This window comes from Lysinibacillus sp. NPDC094403 (assembly GCF_050278745.1).
Lineage (GTDB): Bacteria > Bacillota > Bacilli > Bacillales_A > Planococcaceae > Lysinibacillus.
Genome location: NZ_JBNNTL010000021.1, coordinates 43,469 through 65,048, shown reverse-complemented (window position 1 = coordinate 65,048; position 21,580 = coordinate 43,469). Strand labels below are relative to the sequence as shown.

The 21,580-nt window shown below is 36.8% G+C and carries 20 protein-coding genes and 2 riboswitches; of the genes, 5 read left to right on the top strand and 15 right to left on the bottom strand.

Translation table 11 applies throughout. The annotated features are described in order from the left end of the window. Positions 1-605: 605 nt before the first annotated feature. Positions 606-1,910, bottom strand: a complete 1,305-nt coding sequence (locus ACQKMV_RS21050; RefSeq protein ID WP_427506288.1) for an NCS2 family permease — start codon at positions 1,908-1,910, stop codon at positions 606-608. A 136-nt stretch (positions 1,911-2,046) separates the two neighbouring features. Next, a riboswitch (purine riboswitch) is annotated at positions 2,047-2,148 on the bottom strand. A gap of 241 nt (positions 2,149-2,389) precedes the next feature. Then, on the bottom strand, positions 2,390-3,058 hold the full coding sequence (locus ACQKMV_RS21045) for an MOSC domain-containing protein (RefSeq protein WP_427506286.1): 669 nt from the start codon (positions 3,056-3,058) through the stop codon (positions 2,390-2,392). 513 nt (positions 3,059-3,571) lie between these two features. Between ACQKMV_RS21045 and ACQKMV_RS21040 the strand changes: the two genes are divergently transcribed. From ACQKMV_RS21040 to ACQKMV_RS21030, 3 genes are read left to right on the top strand one after another with little or no spacing between them, the layout of a single operon-like run. Beyond that, a complete protein-coding gene (locus tag ACQKMV_RS21040) occupies positions 3,572-4,012 on the top strand; it encodes a LytTR family DNA-binding domain-containing protein (protein ID WP_427506285.1) in 441 nt (146 codons plus the stop codon). Then, complete coding sequence (locus ACQKMV_RS21035) at positions 4,009-4,452, top strand: hypothetical protein (RefSeq protein WP_427506283.1); 444 nt, start codon at positions 4,009-4,011, stop codon at positions 4,450-4,452. The genes ACQKMV_RS21040 and ACQKMV_RS21035 overlap by 4 nt, the downstream gene beginning before the upstream one ends. After that, positions 4,436-4,978: a DUF7010 family protein gene (locus ACQKMV_RS21030; RefSeq protein WP_427506281.1), complete on the top strand. Its 543-nt coding sequence runs from the start codon at positions 4,436-4,438 to the stop codon at positions 4,976-4,978. The genes ACQKMV_RS21035 and ACQKMV_RS21030 overlap by 17 nt, the downstream gene beginning before the upstream one ends. A gap of 46 nt (positions 4,979-5,024) precedes the next feature. On the opposite strand, the gene guaA is transcribed toward ACQKMV_RS21030, so the two are convergent. From guaA to ACQKMV_RS20970, 12 genes are all read right to left on the bottom strand, one after another. Further along, positions 5,025-6,575 carry a glutamine-hydrolyzing GMP synthase gene (guaA, locus tag ACQKMV_RS21025; protein WP_427506280.1) on the bottom strand — a complete coding sequence of 517 codons (1,551 nt, stop codon included), beginning with the start codon at positions 6,573-6,575 and terminating at the stop codon, positions 5,025-5,027. Positions 6,576-6,726: 151 nt separating this feature from the next. Beyond that, positions 6,727-6,828: riboswitch (purine riboswitch) on the bottom strand. 35 nt (positions 6,829-6,863) lie between these two features. Then, positions 6,864-9,050 (bottom strand): transglutaminase TgpA family protein, encoded by a 2,187-nt coding sequence (locus tag ACQKMV_RS21020; RefSeq protein WP_427506278.1) that lies wholly within the window; start codon positions 9,048-9,050, stop codon positions 6,864-6,866. Further along, positions 9,047-10,228, bottom strand: a complete 1,182-nt coding sequence (locus ACQKMV_RS21015; RefSeq protein WP_427506276.1) for a DUF58 domain-containing protein — start codon at positions 10,226-10,228, stop codon at positions 9,047-9,049. The genes ACQKMV_RS21020 and ACQKMV_RS21015 overlap by 4 nt, the downstream gene beginning before the upstream one ends. After that, positions 10,225-11,169 (bottom strand): AAA family ATPase, encoded by a 945-nt coding sequence (locus ACQKMV_RS21010; RefSeq protein WP_427506275.1) that lies wholly within the window; start codon positions 11,167-11,169, stop codon positions 10,225-10,227. Before ACQKMV_RS21010 ends, ACQKMV_RS21015 begins: the two co-directional genes overlap by 4 nt. 241 nt (positions 11,170-11,410) lie before the next feature. After that, positions 11,411-12,088, bottom strand: a complete 678-nt coding sequence (locus ACQKMV_RS21005; protein WP_427426239.1) for an ABC transporter ATP-binding protein — start codon at positions 12,086-12,088, stop codon at positions 11,411-11,413. Beyond that, entirely contained in the window at positions 12,088-12,897 is an 810-nt protein-coding gene (locus tag ACQKMV_RS21000; RefSeq protein ID WP_427506291.1) for an ABC transporter permease, read from the bottom strand. The genes ACQKMV_RS21005 and ACQKMV_RS21000 overlap by 1 nt, the downstream gene beginning before the upstream one ends. Continuing rightward, complete coding sequence (locus ACQKMV_RS20995; protein ID WP_427506273.1) at positions 12,897-13,349, bottom strand: nitrous oxide reductase accessory protein NosL; 453 nt, start codon at positions 13,347-13,349, stop codon at positions 12,897-12,899. The genes ACQKMV_RS21000 and ACQKMV_RS20995 overlap by 1 nt, the downstream gene beginning before the upstream one ends. Further along, complete coding sequence (locus ACQKMV_RS20990) at positions 13,346-14,617, bottom strand: right-handed parallel beta-helix repeat-containing protein (protein WP_427506272.1); 1,272 nt, start codon at positions 14,615-14,617, stop codon at positions 13,346-13,348. The genes ACQKMV_RS20995 and ACQKMV_RS20990 overlap by 4 nt, the downstream gene beginning before the upstream one ends. A 60-nt stretch (positions 14,618-14,677) precedes the next feature. Further along, a complete protein-coding gene (locus ACQKMV_RS20985) occupies positions 14,678-15,316 on the bottom strand; it encodes a nitrous oxide reductase accessory protein NosL (RefSeq protein WP_427506270.1) in 639 nt (212 codons plus the stop codon). A gap of 639 nt (positions 15,317-15,955) precedes the next feature. Continuing rightward, a complete protein-coding gene (locus ACQKMV_RS20980) occupies positions 15,956-16,276 on the bottom strand; it encodes an NAD synthetase (protein WP_427426243.1) in 321 nt (106 codons plus the stop codon). A gap of 428 nt (positions 16,277-16,704) precedes the next feature. Beyond that, the gene (nadE, locus tag ACQKMV_RS20975) at positions 16,705-17,529 is read right to left on the bottom strand and encodes an ammonia-dependent NAD(+) synthetase (RefSeq protein WP_427506269.1); all 825 of its coding nucleotides are present in this window, start codon (positions 17,527-17,529) and stop codon (positions 16,705-16,707) included. 22 nt (positions 17,530-17,551) lie between these two features. Next, a complete protein-coding gene (locus tag ACQKMV_RS20970; protein WP_427506267.1) occupies positions 17,552-19,012 on the bottom strand; it encodes a nicotinate phosphoribosyltransferase in 1,461 nt (486 codons plus the stop codon). A gap of 314 nt (positions 19,013-19,326) precedes the next feature. On the opposite strand from ACQKMV_RS20970, the gene ACQKMV_RS20965 reads away from it, so the two are divergent. Beyond that, on the top strand, positions 19,327-19,668 hold the full coding sequence (locus tag ACQKMV_RS20965; RefSeq protein ID WP_427506266.1) for a P-II family nitrogen regulator: 342 nt from the start codon (positions 19,327-19,329) through the stop codon (positions 19,666-19,668). Between the two features lie 14 nt (positions 19,669-19,682). Further along, positions 19,683-20,978: an ammonium transporter gene (locus ACQKMV_RS20960; RefSeq protein WP_427506264.1), complete on the top strand. Its 1,296-nt coding sequence runs from the start codon at positions 19,683-19,685 to the stop codon at positions 20,976-20,978. Between the two features lie 80 nt (positions 20,979-21,058). Here ACQKMV_RS20960 and ACQKMV_RS20955 read toward each other — a convergent pair whose 3' ends face one another. Continuing rightward, on the bottom strand, positions 21,059-21,559 hold the full coding sequence (locus tag ACQKMV_RS20955; RefSeq protein ID WP_427506263.1) for a methylated-DNA--[protein]-cysteine S-methyltransferase: 501 nt from the start codon (positions 21,557-21,559) through the stop codon (positions 21,059-21,061). Positions 21,560-21,580 lie beyond the last annotated feature (21 nt).

Here is a 21,580-nt window from a genome sequence, read left to right as displayed (position 1 = left end):
CTCCATAAAAAGAAATTTGATTAGCTCAAATTGTTTTGCTGGCATCATGTTTGATGTCCAAAATTTTGTTTCGTTCACTAACTCAAGGTTAGCTAATAAAAACTTTATTGATTACGTTTTGCTTGTTCAGTTTTCAAGGTTCATTTGTTCGTCACATTTAAGTGACTTTCTATACTTTAACATGTTGTTAACTCTATGTCAACCACTTATGTTAGTATTTTTAATGTTGTTATTTGTTTCGTAACAACGTTTATAAATATATCATCTTAATATTAAGTTTGCAAGAGAATTATTAAAGTAAAACTATTCTAATTAATTAACAAAGGGTTTCTTCTATTAATATATAATTAAACTTCACCATATAATCTCCCTTTATGCTTCGACAGAAGAACGGCTCTTTAATCGATTACTTTAACTTCCTCTGATTCCCCACATTAATCGCCCCCCTTTTCTCCGCCAGAAATCAATGCAGCTTACTTACCATTGAGATCTTCTTATTATTTTCACTAGCGTTAAATATTCCAATAAGAAAAGCACCTGCAATTGTTAGTTTCGTTTTCTAACAATTGCAGATGCTTTTTATATTTCGATTTGTGTATTTATAATTAGCGTACCCAGATAAAGTATGCAAGGAAGACAAAGAATAATCCGTACATCATAGGGTGAATTTCTTTTTTACGACCCGCTAAAAGCATTGTTATTGGATAGAAGACAAAGCCTATTGCAATACCAGTAGCAATTGAGTAACCAAGAGGCATCATAATTACTGTAAAGAAAGCAGGTACTGCAATCTCAAATTTATCCCAATCAATTAAACGTAATGAAGATACCATCAGAACACCTACAATAACTAGCGCTGGCGCTGTTACTGCTGGAGTTACCACAGCGAGTAAAGGTGAGAAGAATAATGCTATCAGGAATAGTATTGCAGTTACAACAGCAGAGAAACCTGAACGAGCACCTGCTGCTACACCAGAAGTTGACTCAACATATGCTGTAGTTGTTGATGTACCAAATAAAGAACCAATTGTTGTTGCAAGAGCATCAGCCATCAATGCACGGCTGGCACGTGGTAATTTATTATCTTTTACTAATCCTGCTTGTGTCGCAACTGCCATTAAAGTACCTGCTGTATCAAAGAAATCTACAAACATGAATGTTAAGACAACTACTAAAAATTTAACGTTTAATAATGAATCAAAGTCATGGAAAATTGGTTTTAAAGCTACCATAAATGTAGAATCTACACTCGGAATTGCTGAAACAACTGCTGTAGGAGGTGCAATGACACCTGTAATCATACCAACGATTGCTGTTATAACCATCCCTAAGAAAATACCAATACTACGTAGTTTAATAATAAGAATAATTGAAAGAACAATCCCAAATACAGCTAGTAAAGTTGAACCAGTGAACGTCCCTAAAGTCACCAATGTAGCTGGACTATCTGTTATAATGCCCGCTCCTTGTAAACCAACAAATGTTATAAATAAACCAATACCAGCTGAAACCGCATATTTAAGTTGTACTGGAATTGCATTAATTACTGTTTCACGAATACCTGTTAACGAAAGAATGATAAAGATAACACCTGAGAAGAAAACACCTGTTAAACCAGTCTGCCATGGAATACCGTACGCTCCAACTACAGTGAAGGCAAAGAATGCGTTTAAGCCCATACCAGGAGCAAGGGAAATTGGGAATTTAGCGAATATACCCATAATCAGAGAACCAACTGCAGCTGCTAATGCTGTAGCTACGAATACAGCACCTTTATCCATTCCTGCATTTTCTAACATACCAGGGTTAACAGCTAAAATGTAAGCCATAGCAAGGAATGTAGTAAGACCACCTATTATTTCGCGGCGATAATTAGTTCCTAGCTCATCGAACATGAAATACTTTTTCATTTTAAAGAAATCCTCCGTATGGTCGTCTTCAATATCGAAAACAAAAAAGACACGCTGACTACTCTACTAGTCGCATGTCTACGATACATTTCATCACCATTTTATTGTGAGAAATTAATTAGTGTCTATACATTGATATATATATAACTAAAATCGTAGTCAAGTTATTTACGGTAACTTGGTAGAAACTCACGGGCCTTATCCCCGACATTATACGACGACTTATTTAATTTACAATCGTAATATATCATTTCATTTTTCAGATTTCAACCCTATTTCCGAACATTTTTCACAAATGTTATACGAAAGTTCGTGTAAAATTCTTATTTAATGTTCACATTTTAAGAAATCGTTGTATAAATAGGTTAGGACTGAACGTTTTATCGATATTATAAAATAAAAAACCCCCTAGAACTCATTTGAATTCTAGAGGATTTTAATACAGCGATTGTGGGAGAGTTCCCTTGATCGACATATGTTTAATTCATTACTTTACTTTGCAAGAGGTGAATTCTTTTTTCTAATTTTTGTTTCCAATCTTCCGCTAATGTATCAACTGCTTGTATACGTTTCATCGCAAGTGCGTCTTTGTTTTTAAAATACACTTCGTTGCAATGCAAAACTGAAACACGCGCAGGGTGCTTTTCCACTAATTCAATTTTTGAATCTTCACAGATTGTCCCTTCTTCCAGTACACGCGCAAGAAAGCCAGTATAACCTGTTTCAATTAAACGTTTGAGTAATATGTTCGCCTCTGTATATTTATCAATCGTACTACACGGTACACGTCCTTGGGTAATTTGGATGACAGCATCACCTATTTTATAAATATCGCCAATACAAATATCCGCTTCCAACATATTTGTTACTGTTAAGTTTTCACCGAAAGCTGCTGTCGGCAACGGTTTATCCAGTTCCTGTTCCCATTGTATGTAATGCTCCGCAGGATATAAACAAACGGCACGGTCAGGACCACCATGATGTTTTTTATCTGCTACATCGTCCCCTTCAAATCCACGAGCGGACAAATAAACTTCTTGTACTTTTCGTTTTTCAATCCCTGAAATAAATGAGCGCCCATTACTATAATGCAATTCTTTCGGCATACCAATAGCAAGTGTATGAATCATCGCTTTATTGTTTTCCATTTCCATCCCCCTAAACTAACAACGACATAGAGTCCTATTTATATTCATTAGTTTACTATACCTAACGCTTCGAAAGTATTATCCTTAAAGAAAGAATTTAAAAAACTGGAATTTATTGAAGATTTACATCCACTACTCTCACAACTCCTAACTCCATAAAACATACAGTCATTTTTATTTCTTTCAGCAGGTGTCCACACATCCGTTGAAAAGTAACTTAAACCCGCATTCATCTCACCAGCTATAGAGGTGGTGGGAGACTTCTGTACCTGTCGCTACGCTTTCGTTACAGAAAATAATTGTAGCTGACGCTTTGCTTTCGCTACATAAAACATTTGCTGAAAGAAGTTAAACACCAATTGAAAATCTTTTAGTTTTTTGATGGTGTGAAAACTGTAGCTTTAAATTTACTGAATCAACGTTGTAACAAAGCCTATTTTTTTTGCAACAAAACGAAAAATCATCGTAAGTTCTGAGAAGTGTTGCTACGATTAAAACAGAAAGGAGATCCACATGAAATTCAACTATATTTGGAAAAACAATCAATCATCTTCTGAAATTGAGATTATCAGTAATCCATCGAATAAAGAATTACTTTCGACAATTGAACAGCATTTTTTTCAATCTATAACATTAAGCGCAACAGATTTCAAAACAAATCGTCAGGTTATGATTGAACTCAATGACATCGAAGCAATTGAAGCATCTGGTCATTTCACCAAAGTCTTTTTAATAGATGGTACAGAGCTATTACTGAATAAGATTTTAAAAGAATTATCTTACTTAGAATCATTCGGATTGGTTAGAATCAATAATTCAATGATTTTGAATTTGAATCAAATACGCTCATTTGCTTCGGGAAGTCATGCTAGATTGGAAGTTATTACAAAACAACAAAATAAGTATATTGTCAGTAGACATTATGCAAAATCTATTAAGGAGAAATTGATATGATAAAAGATTTAAAAAATAGCTTTTTATACGTTTCATTTTTGGGGTTGATTTGGATTATTTTTTTAATTACTGTTTTTAATCTTCACGAAGAAACAGTCAACTTTTTTTACATTTGGAATTTAATTGGTATTAGCGTTCTGATGGGGATTGTTTTTGGTATAGCTTATCCATATTTGTGGAACTACTCAACATTAAAAGTAACATCTAAAATTACTATTAGTACTTTTTTGAATTTTTTCTGTAGCATGGGAAGTGTATATCTCTTTTCACTGAAAGTATTTGAAATTATCAAACCTTATTTGTTGCTAATTTTAGTGATAACGTTGATCGGTCATATCATCGGATTTTATTTCTTCTCAAAATATGAAAATAAAAAAATAGCGGATAGTTTGAATAGATCGCTTAAAAATCAAGGAGACGAAAATGCACCTCAATACTAGCTTACAAGTACTATTAAATGATATTACTCAGAAACAAAAGAAGGGACTTCCATTTATAATGGCCTCAATATTTATTTGGGGAGTTATCACAATAATCACGTTGCTGCCTTTAGATTTAATGATAAAAAATATTGGTATTTTATCTTGTGGTGCATTGCTGTTTCCTGTTTCGATTCTTTGTGCCAAAATATTAAATGTTGATTTATTTTATAAAGAAAATCCATTGATTAATGGACTATTGATTGCAACAAACAATCAAATTTTATATTTAATTATTTGTATTCTTTTATTAATTAAAGCACCTATGTGGGTCTTACCTGTATATGCAATTATTTACGGTGCACATTTGTTACCATATTCATTCTTTTATCAATCAAAAAGTTATCAATATAGTTCAATATTTATTTGTATAGCTATTTTGATAAGTATAATTTTCTTCCATTTAAATATTATTTTTGTCCCATTAATCGTAGAAATTGGTGTACTTTTCTTATTTTTAATGCTAAAAAAGGAAATAAAAAGCTAGTCTGAAAAAATCAGACTAGCTTTTTATTCGAAATCAAATGAGGGGATTATTCCCACTCAATCGTTGCAGGTGGCTTAGATGTAATATCATACAGCACGCGGTTAACGTGTTTTACTTCGTTTACTAGGCGGACAGAGATTTTCTCTAGTACATCCCAAGGAATGCGTGCCCAGTCAGAAGTCATACCGTCGATAGATGTTACCGCACGGATACCGATTGAGTAATCATACGTACGTGCATCGCCCATTACGCCAACTGAACGGATGTCAGGTAATACCGTGAAGTATTGCCAGATGTCGCGATCAAGACCAGCTTTTGCGATTTCCTCACGTAGGATGAAATCAGATTCGCGTACGATTTCTAGTTTTTCTTCCGTTACTTCACCAAGTACACGGATACCTAGACCAGGGCCTGGGAATGGTTGACGCCAAACGATTTTTTCGTCAAGGCCAAGCTCTAATCCTAGTGCGCGCACTTCGTCTTTAAATAATGTGTTAAGTGGTTCGATTAATTTGAATTGCATGTCTTCCGGAAGACCACCAACGTTATGGTGAGATTTAATAGTTTGTGCAGTTGATGTTCCAGATTCAATGATATCTGTGTAAAGCGTACCTTGTGCTAAGAAGTCCATTCCTTCAAGTTTAGCCGCTTCTTCATCGAATACGTAAATAAATTCGTTACCGATAATTTTACGTTTTTTCTCTGGGTCAGAAACGCCAGCAAGTTTATCCATGAATCGTTGACGAGCATCAATTTTAATAAGATTCATATCAAAGTCTTCAGTGAATGTTTTCATAACTTGCTCAACTTCACCTTTACGGTTTAAGTTGTGGTCAACGAACATACAAGTTAGTTGGTCACCGATTGCTTTATGAATTAAAACAGCAACAACTGATGAATCTACACCGCCAGAAAGTGCACATAATACTTTTTTGTCACCTACTGTTTCGCGGATTTTTGCGATTTCAAGTTCAATGAAGTTTGCCATTGACCAATCGCCTTTTGCTCCACAAATGTCGAATACGAACTGACGTAATAAGTCGTTACCATATACAGAGTGACGTACTTCTGGGTGGAATTGTACTGCATATAGTTTACGTTCTACATTTGCCATTGCAGAGATAGGGCAAGCAGCACTTGTTGCGATTACTTCGAAACCAGCAGGTACTTCTGTTACATGGTCACCGTGGCTCATCCAAACGATTTGTTCAGTTGGTAATTCACCGAATAACTTGTTTGAAGCTGTTACTTTAATTTCTGCTTTACCATATTCGCGTGTTTCAGCACCTTCAACTTTACCACCTTGCGTATGTGCCATTAATTGCATACCATAGCAAATACCTAGGATTGGTAAGCCTAATTCGAAAATAGCTGGGTCTACATGGAAGGCATTTTCGTCATAAACTGAGTTTGGACCACCTGAAAAGATAATACCTGTTGCGTTCATACCTTTAATTTCTTCTGCTGTAATCGTATGAGGATGTAACTCACTGAAAACACCAAATTCACGGATACGACGCGTAATCAATTGGTTAAATTGGCTACCGAAATCAAGAACGACGATTTTTTCTTGCTCTAATAAAGGGCTTGCTGACAATATTTCCACCTCTTCTACTATTTTTAAAGGACTTTTCATATGTTCAAAGAAAAACGCGTATGAAAGTAAAAACTTCCTACGCGTTCATAAGCTCTAAATTTATAAAGGCGAATGCGTAGCAAAGAAAAGTGATTTACTAACCTTCTCACCTAACCAAAACATTCACCTTCATAGAGAAATCATTTACGGTGATTTCGTAGAAACATTCGAACCTTATTATCGAACTTATATGAAAGCAATCCTCATCATATATAATTTTTTTCATTTTACTCTTTGTACCCATCAAAATCAACTGATAGTGCGATTGATTAAATATTCCCAACTTTCTTTCAGCTTCACAAAGTCAACCTCTTGTTTGTCCTTACCATAAATATGTTGTTCATATACAGCGGTAAGTTTTTGCATCTCTTCTGTCTCTAACGATGCATCTACTCTTTTAGCAAATACTCGTAATGTTTCGCCATCTTTCCGGCGTAATCCAATACGAGATAATTGCTTCGTTAGAATATGGTATGAAGCGTCAAAATTTGTCCAGTCCGCTTCTTTTTTACGAAATGCGCGAACTTGCATTTTAGGTATCCATGTTTTACGTTGCATAAACAAAGCAACGCCAGTGACGATTATCAAAATGACTAGAGCAATCCATACATAAGTAAGCTTTTTCACCCATGTCCATACAGTATCTAAACTAAACGATGTTGAGCTAGCAGTTTCTTTTTTTGATGCTTGCTCTTCCTTCTTTGGTTGCACTTGTTTTTTTTCAGGCTGCAGTACTTGCTCCTGCTGTGCAGTGTCTTGCTCAATATCATAATCGATATTCACATTCCCCGTGAATCCAATTGTCGGTTCAAACTCCATCCAGCCTGTTCCAGGTACATACGCTTCCACCCAAGAGTGTGCATTATCATTTGTAATTCGATACTCACGTAAACCGTCTGTCATTCGACCAGGATTACCAGGTGCAAAGCCTTTTACCCAGCGTGCGGGTATCCCTACCGAGCGTAGGAGCACGACCATTGATGTTGAGAAATTATCACAGTAGCCAACTTTAGTATCGAATAAAAACTGGTCAACATAATCTTGGCCCTCAGCCGGGGTTGCTACTTCTTTTTTATCGTATCTAAAGCCATGAGATGAAAAATATTTTTCGACTGCTTTTATCTGATCATATACCGAAGCTTTATTCTGTGTGATTTCTTTTGCTAAATTCTCTACACGTTGCGGAAGGGTGTTTGGCAATTGTAAAAAACGATTAAAGGATGAATCTAATGTTTTTAGCTCGGAAGGTTTAGACAATTGGAGCTGCTCCATACTATATACCGGATTACTATATGACACCGTATAGTTAGACAATAATTTTGAATCGCCATTCTGTTGCTCTATTGCTATTTTTTCAGTTTGTTCATCTTGAATAAATAGCGGTGAGTCTTGGGCAGAAACAGATGTCATGCCATATGTTTGAATTATAAATGGCATTGGAACAGCAATGTCCATTTGAATTTTACTTTCATTTTTAGGAGATCCAACTTGTAATGAAGTTTGGATAGGGGTATTGGTCTGATAAACATTTTTCCCAAAGTTACCCTCCGAAAGAATCCAGCCCTTGGATGTATAAGTATCCTTTGTATCTATCCGCCAATAATGACGATCACGGGAAGTTGCAGTAAAAATTAATGTATTATCACCTTTAAACGGTCCCCCTAATCGGCTATCATCCTCGCTGTAACCAACTGTTTTTTCACCCGTTCCAAAGTCCCCTTGCCCTGCAACCCCTTTAATAAAAGGCACAGGATCAGCCCAAGTCGGTCCTACCTTAGGTAAAAAAAATGCCACTACACTAACAAGCATTACCGAAACAATCATCGGAATAACCAATTTCCACTTTTCCATTACATTGCCCGGTGCATCTGTTTGAAGCCATAAGCGCTTAACAAAAAGCAAGCCTGTCATTATTAATCCAAGTACAACAACTTTAACAATTGCCACCTTTCCATCATAGTCACTAAATGTATCTAGTGTGGCAATAAAGAATACGGTTAACGCAAAGAAATAGAATATATTTTTCCTCACAGTTATCCAGTGATGAATTAGGTATATTAACATCCAAATAAGCGCAAGGAATAGCACCGTTCTAAATGAATCCGATACTTGTCCAAAATCGCCCGATAGAATAGTAGTCATATTCCATTTCAATTCATGCATTAAAAATGGTAACGTCTCTCCTGAGAAAAGGGGACTTTTACTATATATAAACACTATAAACCAAGTAATATAACCAAATTTCACTAACCCCGACAACAATGGATGTACTTGAAATAAGTTGAGTGCTAGTGATAGACCAATAAACACTAAAAATAAATGAAACACGCCTGTATTTGTTAACTCCATTACAGGAATAAGCCATTCACGTAAAATTAGAAAAATAATTACGTATGCTATTGCTAATTCTATAAAATCTCCTAGTGATTTTTTCACGGCTTCATCACCTCCGTGAACAAATGGTAATAATCTGTTGGATTAACATGTACAACTTGAATTTGCTTATAACGCTTTGCCAGCTCTGTTTGCATAGGTGGCTGCTCCGCTACTACAAAACAAATACAACTTTTCACCATCATGGCAAGAGAATGAAATAATTCATCGGATACTTCACTCGTAACATACAATAGTGTTGCAACATGCTTAAACACTTGTTGATTTCGTAATTGAAATTTGACCGTTTCAGCAGGTTTTATAGCAGCTAAATGATACATTACTTGATCTAGCTGCTTATTACCTTGAATAATCGGAAACGCCTTCGTTTTAGAACCAGCTGAAACAAATGAAATATCTCCATGTTCATTGACAATTGTTTGTAGCATCGATGCCACAAGCTCAATTTTTTCTTCAAATAACGGAGACTTTCCGGCATGAAGTACCAACATTAACTCCTGTGATTGACGATCTTCAAATTCCTTAGATTGCAACGTTTGTGTTTTCGCAAATGATTTCCAGTGAATCCATGAAAAACGGTCACCAGGAACATATTCACGTAAGCCAACAGCCATTGATGTATCCTTAACAATCGAATAAGGTGACATCATTGAACCAACATCAAATTTTGTTTGAAGCGCGGCATACCTCATCTCTCGTACTCTCGGGTAAACTAAAATAACTTGTTCCTTTTCTGCCGCAACTTGCTTTTTTGCCCAGCCAAAAAAATCACAGAAAACAATATTAACACCTAAGTAGCGATGCTCGCCACGGGACATATTTTCCAACACATAATTCCAGCTAAATTTTTTCCTAAAGCCAACGAACTTAATGGCATTCGTTCCTTGCACCTTCGATTGAACAAGGGCCTCGCTGTTCACAAGTTCTTCCATTATCATATAAGCAAACGGAAAGCGCGTTTTTCGTTCTACCGTAATTGTCACCTTAGCAGATTGTCCACTCTCCACATGGGAAGGCTCGATTTTGCGTTCCACCAGTAAAATATCTTCTTTCACCAGTAAGAAAGTAAATGCGTATAACAAAAACGGACTCACCGTAAAAAATACAAACCAACTGACAAACCCACCTTGGAACATGGCATAACAAAACGTTAAAATCATTAGCAAAGATACTAATAAGAAATGTTTACTTTTCTCTATTAAAGCTTGCCATTTCTTCATTGTTCTGCAAACCTCTTTGTGGGCACAGGTGTTTTGGCAATAATACGCTCAATAATTTCTTCTGCCGCTACGTTATCATAACGAGCATCTGGTTTTAATACTAAACGATGGCTAAAGACAAATGGTACTAAATATTGAACATCATCAGGAGTAACATAACTACGCCCTTTTATAAATGCATAAGCTTGTGAAGCTTTCATTAAAGCAATTGTTGCCCGAGGACTTACTCCTAAATGTACATAGCTATTTTCTCGTGTTTGAGTCGCTAGTTCGACCATATAGTTTTTGACTGAATCATCAACATACACACCCTGTACAAGCTCCTGCAATTCATTTAATTGCGCAACCGTTAGCACTGCTTCAATTTTTTCAATCGGTTTACCATGTTCAGCACGACGAAGAATCTCCACTTCTTGCCCTCTTGTAGGATAACCCATTTTTATTTTTAGTAAGAATCGATCGAGCTGTGCTTCTGGTAACGGATATGTTCCTTCGTGTTCGATTGGGTTTTGAGTAGCCATAACGAAAAATGGTTGACTGATTGTTAGAGTTTTACCATCAATAGTGACAGATGCTTCCTCCATCCCCTCAAGCAAAGCAGATTGTGTTTTTGGAGATGTACGGTTAATTTCATCAGCTAAAATTACATCCCCCATAATCGGACCAGGTCGAAACTCGAATTCCAACGTTTTTGGATTATAGATAGATACACCTACAACATCTGACGGTAATAAATCAGGTGTAAATTGAATCCTTTTAAACTGTGCATCAAAGGATTTTGCCAATGCTCGTACCATCATTGTTTTACCGACACCTGGTACGTCCTCAAGCAAGATATGTCCCTTTGCTAGCAAGGCTACTATGCTAAGCTCCGCAACCTCTCTTTTGCCTATCATTACTTTTTCTATATTTTCTAATACATCTTGTATTTGCGAATTCATAAATCAAAAAAACCTCCTATTTCATTTTCATCAATTGTTCGAATTGCATGATAATTCCTTTAAGAATAACGAAATATGTTTAGTAACACAATTATATGAGACGATCATCTATTGCTTAATCCCTATAGTTTGAGCACTTAGCGAGAAAAGTAGTAATACTTCAGCATGAGAAAGAAGGCTTGTCTGAATTCTCGTTCAAACAAGCCTATCTCCTAGTATAACGTCATTACCTATCAAAATGTTACAAATTTAATTTTTTTAACCATAAATTCTCTAATGAAGATGAATTTTCTTGTAAAAGTATTTCCTCTAATTCACCAGAAATTAGTATGTTTCCTTCATGTAAAACTAACACATCGTCCGCTACTTCCTCCGCAAAAGCAAGCAAATGCGTAGAAAATATTACAGTACAGCCTCTTGCTTTTTCCTCTAGCATCATTTTTTTCAGCTCTGCAATCCAATAAGGATCAAGGCCATTAGTCGGCTCGTCTAAAATAAGCAAAGAGCCTTCGCCAAGTAAGCTTTGAGCGAGATTAAGTCTTTGACGCATTCCCTTTGAGAAATGCTTCACTTTTTGCTTTCGAACATCCCATAAAGCAACACGTCTCAGTACATCTTCCTGTTCTTTTTTACCAATTTTCTTTAAAGAGGCAAGTAGCTGCAGAATTTCTGCCGCTGTTAACATAGATGGAAAATCCACATCGTCAGGCATGTATCGAATAGCTTGTGGTTTATGCCATATTATTTCTCCTGATTTTTGCTTTTCCTGCCCAGTTAGTAGGCGAATTAAAGTACTCTTTCCTGCACCATTTCCTCCTACAAGCGCTAAAATACGCCCTGCCTGTAAAGAAAAGGAGGCTTCTTGAAGACCTCTATTATTATCATAGATATTCGATAACTTCTTTGCTTCTAATAGCATTATCTTCTGTCCCCTTTCTTTAAAAGTAAGCTAGTGTAAGCTAACGGACATACTATCCAAAGCAATGTCACAGCTACGTATACTGCGTAACCTAATGGTGACGCATAAAACTGTGTTACTTTATAAAATGCTGGGCCAAGCACGCTAGCCTGATCTGTAAAAATAAAGTAACCAAAGCGCAACCACTCCACAGGATTAATATGTATCGCTATAATCGTCAGTTTTTGAAGAATATGACCAGCCACGACAGTTCCAATAGCCATTAAAGCGTAAGAGATTAGTAATAAAAAAATTGACCAAAAAACAAGTGATAACGACAGTGCAAATAATCTTGTTTTCGCAAAAGCTCCCACTGCAATGGCCAATGACACAAAAATGAATATACATAGCAAGGTTAGAATTATGAAAATAAATGGCAAACGCACTCCACCAAGAAATCCACCAAGCGCTAATATTACGCCAAACGCCACGACAACGACCAATAAAAAAGCAAGTACAGTGGCAATATACTTCCCTGCAATATATTGCGTACGAGTCATTGGATAAGTCTTTAATAATGAAAACCAGCCTGATTCTACATCACCAGCTACGCTCATACTACCGATAGTTAATATAAATAGAGGCAATAAAAACAACAGTACGTTTAAAAACGAGGCTGTCTGTCGTGTAAAACCCTCTACATCTGGTAATGCCATTTGCTGAATGACAATGATAGCTGTAAAAATGAAGGTGAAAAGTACGCCTACAAGCTGCATCCAACGACTTCTGAGCATTTGCTTTAATTCTAGTTTAATAAGCATACTATACATCACTTATGGATCCCCCATTTAAAATCGTGTAGATCCTTATAGGCAAGTAGCTGACCTTCTCCCTCTGTAGACATCCACTCCTGTGCCGCTTCCTTCGAATCGAACGCAACTACCCCATAATTCATAGGAGTCCAATAATCCTTGTTGTATACATAAACAGCATTAAAAACGTCAATCCATTCATTTTTTGCTTCGTCTTTAATATAAGCCGCCCCTATCTCATCTTCTCCATTTGCTTTTATATATTCCATCAGACAGCCAATGTCATCGAAAATTTCATAATCACCATTCTTCAATGCAATCTGACCAGCATATGCATTGTGAACTATACTCATATTGCAAATTTTACAAACATCGGTTTCACTTACTATTTCACGAGGTTCATATGTTTTTTCACTACAGCCCATCAACACACCACAACATAGCACGACAATCATTATCCATTTTTTCATTCTGTTATTCCTCTTTTCCATAGCCATAAACTACTTAATGTCAAGAATAAGCCTAATAGCATTTGCTCCATATTCATCTTGTTCTTTTCTTTATCATGCTTCATAGCCAATCGCGGAGTATTATCAACAAGCATATTCTTTTCAGTTCTATTAATTTGCTGATCCAGTGATGTCAGTAAAATAACGCTCGGAGATGCCACGAAATATTGGTAAACAGGCTGACGAACCATCCATTGACCAAAGCTTGACACAGCCACATAGGGAATATCACCAATACCATTGTCTTTTAAATCAATCCCTGAGTAATCATCATAATAATTATTTACTAGTCGAAAGCCTTGTTTATCGGAGCGCGCCGTTAAAATATTACCTGTAAAGTTATTACTACTAGCCATTGTGTCATCACTTACCTTGGTACCTTCAAGGGCTGTTTGGTTCATCTGAAAATCATTAGTTTCAATTTGGATATTTGAACTTTTCTGCATTGCAACACCAGTTCGATTATTTTTGATCGTGTTATGTTTAACTTTTGCTTGCTGTACATCATATAGCAGCATACCGTAGCCATTAAAATCAAAATGGTTAGCTATTGTATTACTCTCAAGGAGTATGTCAGTTGTCATCATAATCATAAGACCAGTCACATTATGAACATATGTATTAAAAAGTGCTTCAGCATCACTTGTATACATAAAGTGCGTACCGTAACGACTACTCGTTATCTTGTTATGTTGAACAACAATATGCTTTACCTCTTCTATATAAATTCCGTCCTGCACTTGCTCAATAGTATTGCCTTCGATGGTGATGTCCTCACTCTTAAAGACAGCTACCCCATTACCCTTTTTAGAATAATGACCTTCGATCCCAGTCACATTGATTTCATGTATGCGTACATTTTTGGAGCGTTGTATATGAACACCTGTATGAACATCTTTAATTTGTAATTTTCGTAGCTCTAGTCCATTTACAGTATTAGCAACGATCGCTTTATTTTTTCCTGATAACGTTATATTTTCCACAGTGACATTAGCAGTGTTTTCAATTCGGAGTGCTGGGTCGTTTCTTTCACCAATAAGTTCAGCTCCCACTTCACCTTGTAGCTTTATCGGTTTTGACACAATAAAATTACCTTGGTAACGACCAGCAGGAATATGAACGACCTCCCCTGGCTTTGCTTCATTAATTGCCTCCTGTACATCGAAATCGGCGTGCACTGTCTGACTCATGAATAGAAAAAATAATAAGGCAAACCCTATTTTTTTCACCAATCCTTACCTCCCAGTTCAGCACGAAAAGACTAGAGGAAATCCCCCTAGTCCATTCGATTAATGACCATGACCATCTTGTTTCTTTTCTTCCATATGCATAGAATCAGATTCACCTTTGGCTTCTTTTTCTGCTTTTTCATTCATTTTCTTATTACGACGCTCTAATGCATCATCTTTAATTTTTTGTAATTCCTCTACATGTGCAGTTGGATTGTCAGCTATATATTTGTCTGCATCAGCTTTATCTTTGAAATAAATATATCCCCAGTTCATCGGAGATCTTAGGTCTGTTTTGACGATAGTTGCATCATCAACCTTTACCCAATCTTTTGTATTAAAATCACGTACAAATTTTTCGTTCTTTTCATTATTTGCAACCTCGGCATTTACTAAACAGCCGATGTCATCATAAAAGGCAATTGTTCCATCCTCTTTAATTGCTTGAGTAGAAAATTCACCCATATCTTCGTCCTTCAAATATACTTTCATATTACACATTTCACACATTGTACCTTCTTTTGGCTCTTGTAAACGTGGATCCACTAAAGAAGCGACTTGTTTAGATTTATCCTTTGCTTCTGCTTCACTTGTTGTAACATCTTGCTTAGACTCTTCTTTCTTAACTTGATCTTTTTCTGTACCACACGCCGCAAGTAAAAGTAATGCTGCAAGTGCAGGTAACCATATTTTTTTCACAATTGCTTCCCCCATATTTCTGTTTTCTGTTTCTATTACATATTTTACAGGTAAGTTGTGAAATAAGTTAAAAATAGCTGTGAAGTATTGGAAAAATTACCTTGAATATTCATTGAACATCTCGACTTCAAATATTTTGAATATAAAATATATTATTTCCATTTTTTCGATAACTTACAGGGTGATTCTACTTCGATCAAACTTTCTCCAAAGGAAAAAACTCTCTACATTAAGAATGACATAGAGAGTCTCATAGTGTTGAAAAACAAAATCCTCAAAGGAATCTTTGTAAATGTTGGCGCTTTAAATGGAGTGATTTCCGTTTCAGGTACTCACTTTTCTGTGAGTAAGCGTACAGAAATATTTGTTGCAGAAGTTTCGTTGAATATATTAAAGTGACATACCAGAAGATACATATTATGTGAAGAGGTTGATTGGAGTGGAGGCCGGGCGACTCCTTGGGGATTAGAGTCACAGATGAGACCCTGGAGCGAGCATCGCGAGTGAAGCGGCTCATCGGACGCCCCTAGGAAAGCGCCATGCCGGAACGGAAATCAACCCCTCGTTTTGCCGAAGAGCCATACTTTATTTAATAGAAAACCTTTATTTTATTGACATAAAAGTTTCATTTACGATCGGTTATACAGAAGAGCGGTAACTATTGAGAAGCTTCTTTCGCTTGCTGACAAGACTTAGCTTAACGGCAGTTTCATTTAATTCATTGCGTATTTGTAAATCGTAAGCACTGTCCCCACAACCAGCCGCTATTTTATTTGGACGTTGTTGTTGAATTTGTCTAGTGTTACTTATATGTTTATTATTTTTATTCTTTTGCAAACTGTTTTTAAACTGTCTCTTCGGATTTTGTCCAAAATTATGACTTAAATCCCCAGCATGTAGATACTGTTGTTCGTTACGAAATATACTACTAGTCGTCGAACTTACTCTAGAAGTCCTCATAAATAATTACCCTCCTTTACTTTTCATCAACTTTATAGGTATATATATCGACATTATATGCTTGAACTTAATAATACAGAACCAAATTACTTAAAAAAAATAGAAAAGAGTTATAAGAAAAAGTGATAAACACTATTTCTTGTAACTCTTTCCCTAAATATTTGTTTACTCGCCACCAAAAGTTGGAGATGATAATTCCATTGTATATAAGTTGATTGAAGTGGAGGCTGGGCGACTCCTCGGGGATCAGCAATAGAGGAACGAAGGCTAAAACCATCACGTCCTGTGATAACGCCTTCGTGACCTACATCGTATTGGCCCGAGACCCTGGAGCGCAGCGGATGTTTTCTGTGCGAAAGCGAAGCGGCAGCGATAAAAGCGCCCAGCCGGAAAGGAAATCAACCCCACGTTATGATGATAGCTAAACATCACTTCCAAAAATCATCAAATATAGTAATTGGCATATGACGTTTGTGCTGGGAACGTAAATAATGCCCTTCTAATGTTTTTCGAGCTTCTTCAGGGATTTCTTTCCCTTCCAAATAATCATCAATTTGGTCATACGTTAAACCAAGCGCTACTTCATCTGGTAATGAAGGACGATCTTCCTCTAAATCCGCAGTTGGTGTCTTTAAATATAAGTGCTCCGGGCAATCAAGCGCAGCTAACAACTGCTTACCCTGGCGCTTGTTGAGACGGAAAATTGGCATTAAATCCGCCCCACCATCCCCAAATTTCGTGTAAAAACCTGTAATTGCCTCCGCAGCATGATCGGTCCCTAACACAACAGCATTATTCATTGCAGCAATTGAATACTGCACCTTCATTCGCTCACGTGCCTTTTCATTTCCTTTTACAAAATCGCTTAGTTCAATATCCGCATTCGTTAATGCTCTAACACTCGCATCGACAGCATCTTTAATGTTGACCGTATAAGTTTTCGTAGGCTTTATATAGTCAATCGCATCCTGACAGTCCTTTTCATCTGCTTGCACACCATATGGTAAACGAACAGCCCAAAACGAGTACTTCACTTCTCCCACCTCGGCATTTAACTCATCAACCGCAAGCTGCGTTAATTTCCCTGTTAACGTTGAGTCTTGTCCACCTGATATCCCGAGGACAAATCCCTTTACAAAGCTATAGCGACGCGCATATTCCTTTAAAAAATCAATGGATTTGCGAATCTCTCTCTGCGCATCAATAATAGGTAATACACGTAATTCCCTAATGATTTCTTGTTGTAATGTCATTTTGTCCTTCACTCCTTACGCTTTACAATCGATTGACCATATCACTTACTTCTTCAATATTGCGCATTTTATTATTCCAGCATTTTTGACTTAAATCGACTGGGTATTCTTCAGGATTCATGGCACGTTTATATTCATCCCATAACAACTCTAAATTCTCAGCTGCATAATCGCGCATTTCTTCTAAAGTAGGATTTTGATAATTAATTTCGCCATTTTTGATCACATGATGATGTAAATTCTTAGCTTCAAAGTTTGTTACAAATTTTGATACGAATGTATGAACAGGGTGGAACATTTTAATTCGTTCCTCTGATTGAGGGTTTTCATCTTGCATCGTAATGTAATCTCCCTCTGCCTTGCCGTTTTTTCTATCAATAATGCGATATACATTTTTTAAACCTGGCGTTGTTACCTTTTCAGCATTCGCTGATATTTTAATCGTATCTTCTAATTGTCCATCTTTATTTTCAATAGCGACCATTTTATAAACAGCCCCTAAAGCAGGTTGGTCGTAAGCTGTAATAAGTTTTGTACCAATTCCCCACACATCAACTTTTGCACCTTGAGCCTTTAAGTTTAAGATCGTGTATTCATCTAAGTCATTTGATACGATAATTTTAGCGTTCTGGAAACCTGCCTCATCTAACATGCGACGTGCTTCTTTCGACAAGAAAGCTATATCTCCACTGTCTAAACGAATTCCAATAAAGTTAATTTTGTCACCAAGCTCTTTAGCAACTTTGATCGCTGTTGGTACACCCGATTTTAACGTATTGTAAGTATCTACAAGGAATACGCAATCACGATGACGTTTTGCATAGGCGTGAAAAGCATCGTAATCATTTTTATAAGCCTGTACAAGTGCATGTGCATGTGTTCCTGATACTGGTATATTGAAGAGTTTACCTGCTCTCACATTACTAGTTGAAGCAAAACCACCTATAAACGCTGCTCGTGTTCCCCAGATCGCTGCATCCATCTCATGAGCGCGTCGTGTACCAAACTCCATCGCCACTTCATTTTTTATAATTTGTTTGATACGACTTGCCTTTGTTGCGATTAAGGTTTGGTAGTTCACAATGTTAAGTAATGCGGTTTCAATTAGCTGCGCCTCCACTAACGGTGCTTCAATGCGAACAATTGGTTCATTAGCGAAAACAATTTCTCCTTCCACCATAGAATACATATCCCCTGTAAATCGAATATTTTTTAAATACTCGATAAAATCCTCTTTATATCCAACCTCTTCACGTAAATACGCAATGTCTGAATCACTGAAACGGAAATTACTTAAATATTCAAGGATTTTCTCTAATCCTGCAAAAACTGCATAACCATTGCCAAAAGGTAACTTTCTAAAATATAATTCGAAAACTGCTTTTCTATTATGTATACCATCAGCCCAATACGACTCTGCCATATTGATTTGGTATAAGTCCGTGTGTAGCGCTAAGCTATCATCTGCATAGTTTGATCTCACAAGAAACCCCTTCTTCCGCTTTGATAATTAGTCCTAGTATACACTATATACCCAATTTCTTGCGTTTGAACATTCTCCTGTATTAATGTTAGATTTCCTTACATGAATAATCAGAAAATTTCAAACCAGACACATTTTAGACACATTTTTTTAGTACCGCTTTCATTCCTCTTAGAAAAACCTTTTTAGCAAACTATTACGAAACGCGAAATACATGATGTAACAAAACGTAACATGCATAACAAAATAATAATTGCACTGCTTTTTATGTCGTTTTAACATGTAAATTAAAATTACGCAAGGAGCTGGTATTGATGAAAAAAATAGAAGCAATCATTCGTCCTGAAGTTTTCGGTACTGTTAGGGACGGACTGGCACAGGAAGGAATTGCAGGACTAAGTGTTTCTGAAATTGCTGGCTGCGGAAGGCAATTAGGCCGGACTGGGCTATTTCGTGGAAATACCTATGAAATTGAATTTTTACCGAAGTTGAAATTAGAAATGATTGTAGATGACGAAAAAGTAGATCCAATTGTAGAAGTTTTATTACGTGATGCAGCAACCGGCAAGGTTGGAGACGGTAAAATCTTTATTTATCCAGTAGAACAAGCAATTCGTATCCGCACTAAAGAAGTCGGATCGATTGCAGTAGAATAAAGGAGGCAAAATATATGGATGAAGTAATATTATCTGTAAATTTAGTTTGGATGATGCTCGGTGCAATTTTAGTATTCTTTATGCATGCAGGATTTGCGATGGTGGAGGCTGGCTTTACGCGTTCAAAAAACGCAGTCAATATTATTATGAAAAACTTCCTTACTATTTCACTTGGCGGTATCGTCTATTTTCTATGTGGTTACGCCATTATGTTCGGTGATACAGTTGGAGGTTTCTTCGGTACAAGCGGCTTCGCTTTAAAAGGTGTAGATAATCTTTCCTTCTTTATCTTCCAAACGATGTTTGCAGCAACTGGAGCAACAATTTTATCTGGAGCAGTGGCAGAACGTACTAATATTTTTGCTTATATCGGCGTTATTATTCTCATGTCATCACTTGTTTATCCTGTTGTCGGTCATTGGGTTTGGAGTGGTCAAGGTTGGTTAACAAAACTTGGCTTTGTTGACTTCGCTGGATCTACTGTTGTTCACTTATCAGGTGCAGTTGCGGCATTTATAGCAGCGATTATGGTCGGCCCCCGTCTTGGTAAATATGAAAATGGTCGTGTTAACGTTATTACAGGACACAGCATTCCACTAGGAGCTTTAGGCGTATTTTTACTTTGGTTTGGTTGGTTCGGCTTCAATGGTGCCTCTACATTAGCTGCTGATCCTAAACTTGTTCCTATCGTAATCGCAAATACATTTTTCGCAGCGGCTGCTGGAGTTGTCGCTACTGCCTTTTATACACAGTTTCGATATGGTCATATTGATGGCTCACTAACATTAAACGGTGCTTTAGCAGGGCTCGTATCTATTACTGCTGGTGCTGCTAATGTTAGTATTATCGGTTCAATCATTATCGGCTTGATTGCTGCTCCATTATTAGTTGAAGGCGTCCGCTTTATTGAATGGAAATTAAAAATTGATGATCCTGTTGGTGCAATTGCTGTGCATGGTATCTGTGGTGCTTGGGGTACCCTTGCAGTTGGTTTGTTTGATATTGGTGGTCAAGGATTATTTTATGGAGGAGGCTTTAGCTTATTAGGTGTGCAAGCAATTGGGGTTATCGCTACAATTGTCTGGGTTAGCGTTTCTGTAACTGCTGGTTTATTTATAATAAAAGCATTTGTGCCATTACGAGTTTCCGCTGAGGAAGAAGTCGCTGGCTTAGATGTCATCGAACATGGCGCTCCTGCTTATGAATTTCAAGATATTTTCAAAGGCTCTGCCGTACGAGGAGAAACATTTGCTCAACGTCTAACTCATTTCGGTAAAACACACACCAAGGTCCAAGAAGAACATGTATAGTGTTCATTGAGCTTTTATTCCTTTGCAACGAAGAATAAGAATCTGCAAACGCTTTAAGCAGCATATGCAGATTCTTCTTATTATACTCTCTCTAGCTCAAGTAAAAATTCTTTCATAGCTAGTCCACTACGAAAGCCTGTTAGCTTACCATCTTTTCCAATCACACGATGACAAGGAATAATTGCCAATATTGGATTAGCACCGATTGCACTACCTACAGCTCTTACTGCTTTCGGATTACCGATGCGATGTGCAATATCTGAATACGTTGTAGTTGTACCATATGGTAACTCCTTCAAAGCATCCCATACTGCTAGTTGAAAGGGTGTTCCTTTGACATGTACTGGTAAATCAAATTCAGTAAGTTCTTTATTAAAATAAGCCGTTAATTGCTTAATATATTGCTGTAATTTATCTTTATTCTCTTCAAAGTGATAGCCTTTAAAGGGCTTTTTTGCCCACACTTCCACCTCTTCAAATGGTGCATTTGGTGTTCCGATATAGACAAGACCTTCATCTGAAGCAACGATGTACATATTACCTTGTGCATATGTTAATGTATCTACATATAATACATCCATTCTCTATCCCCCTTAACTTAA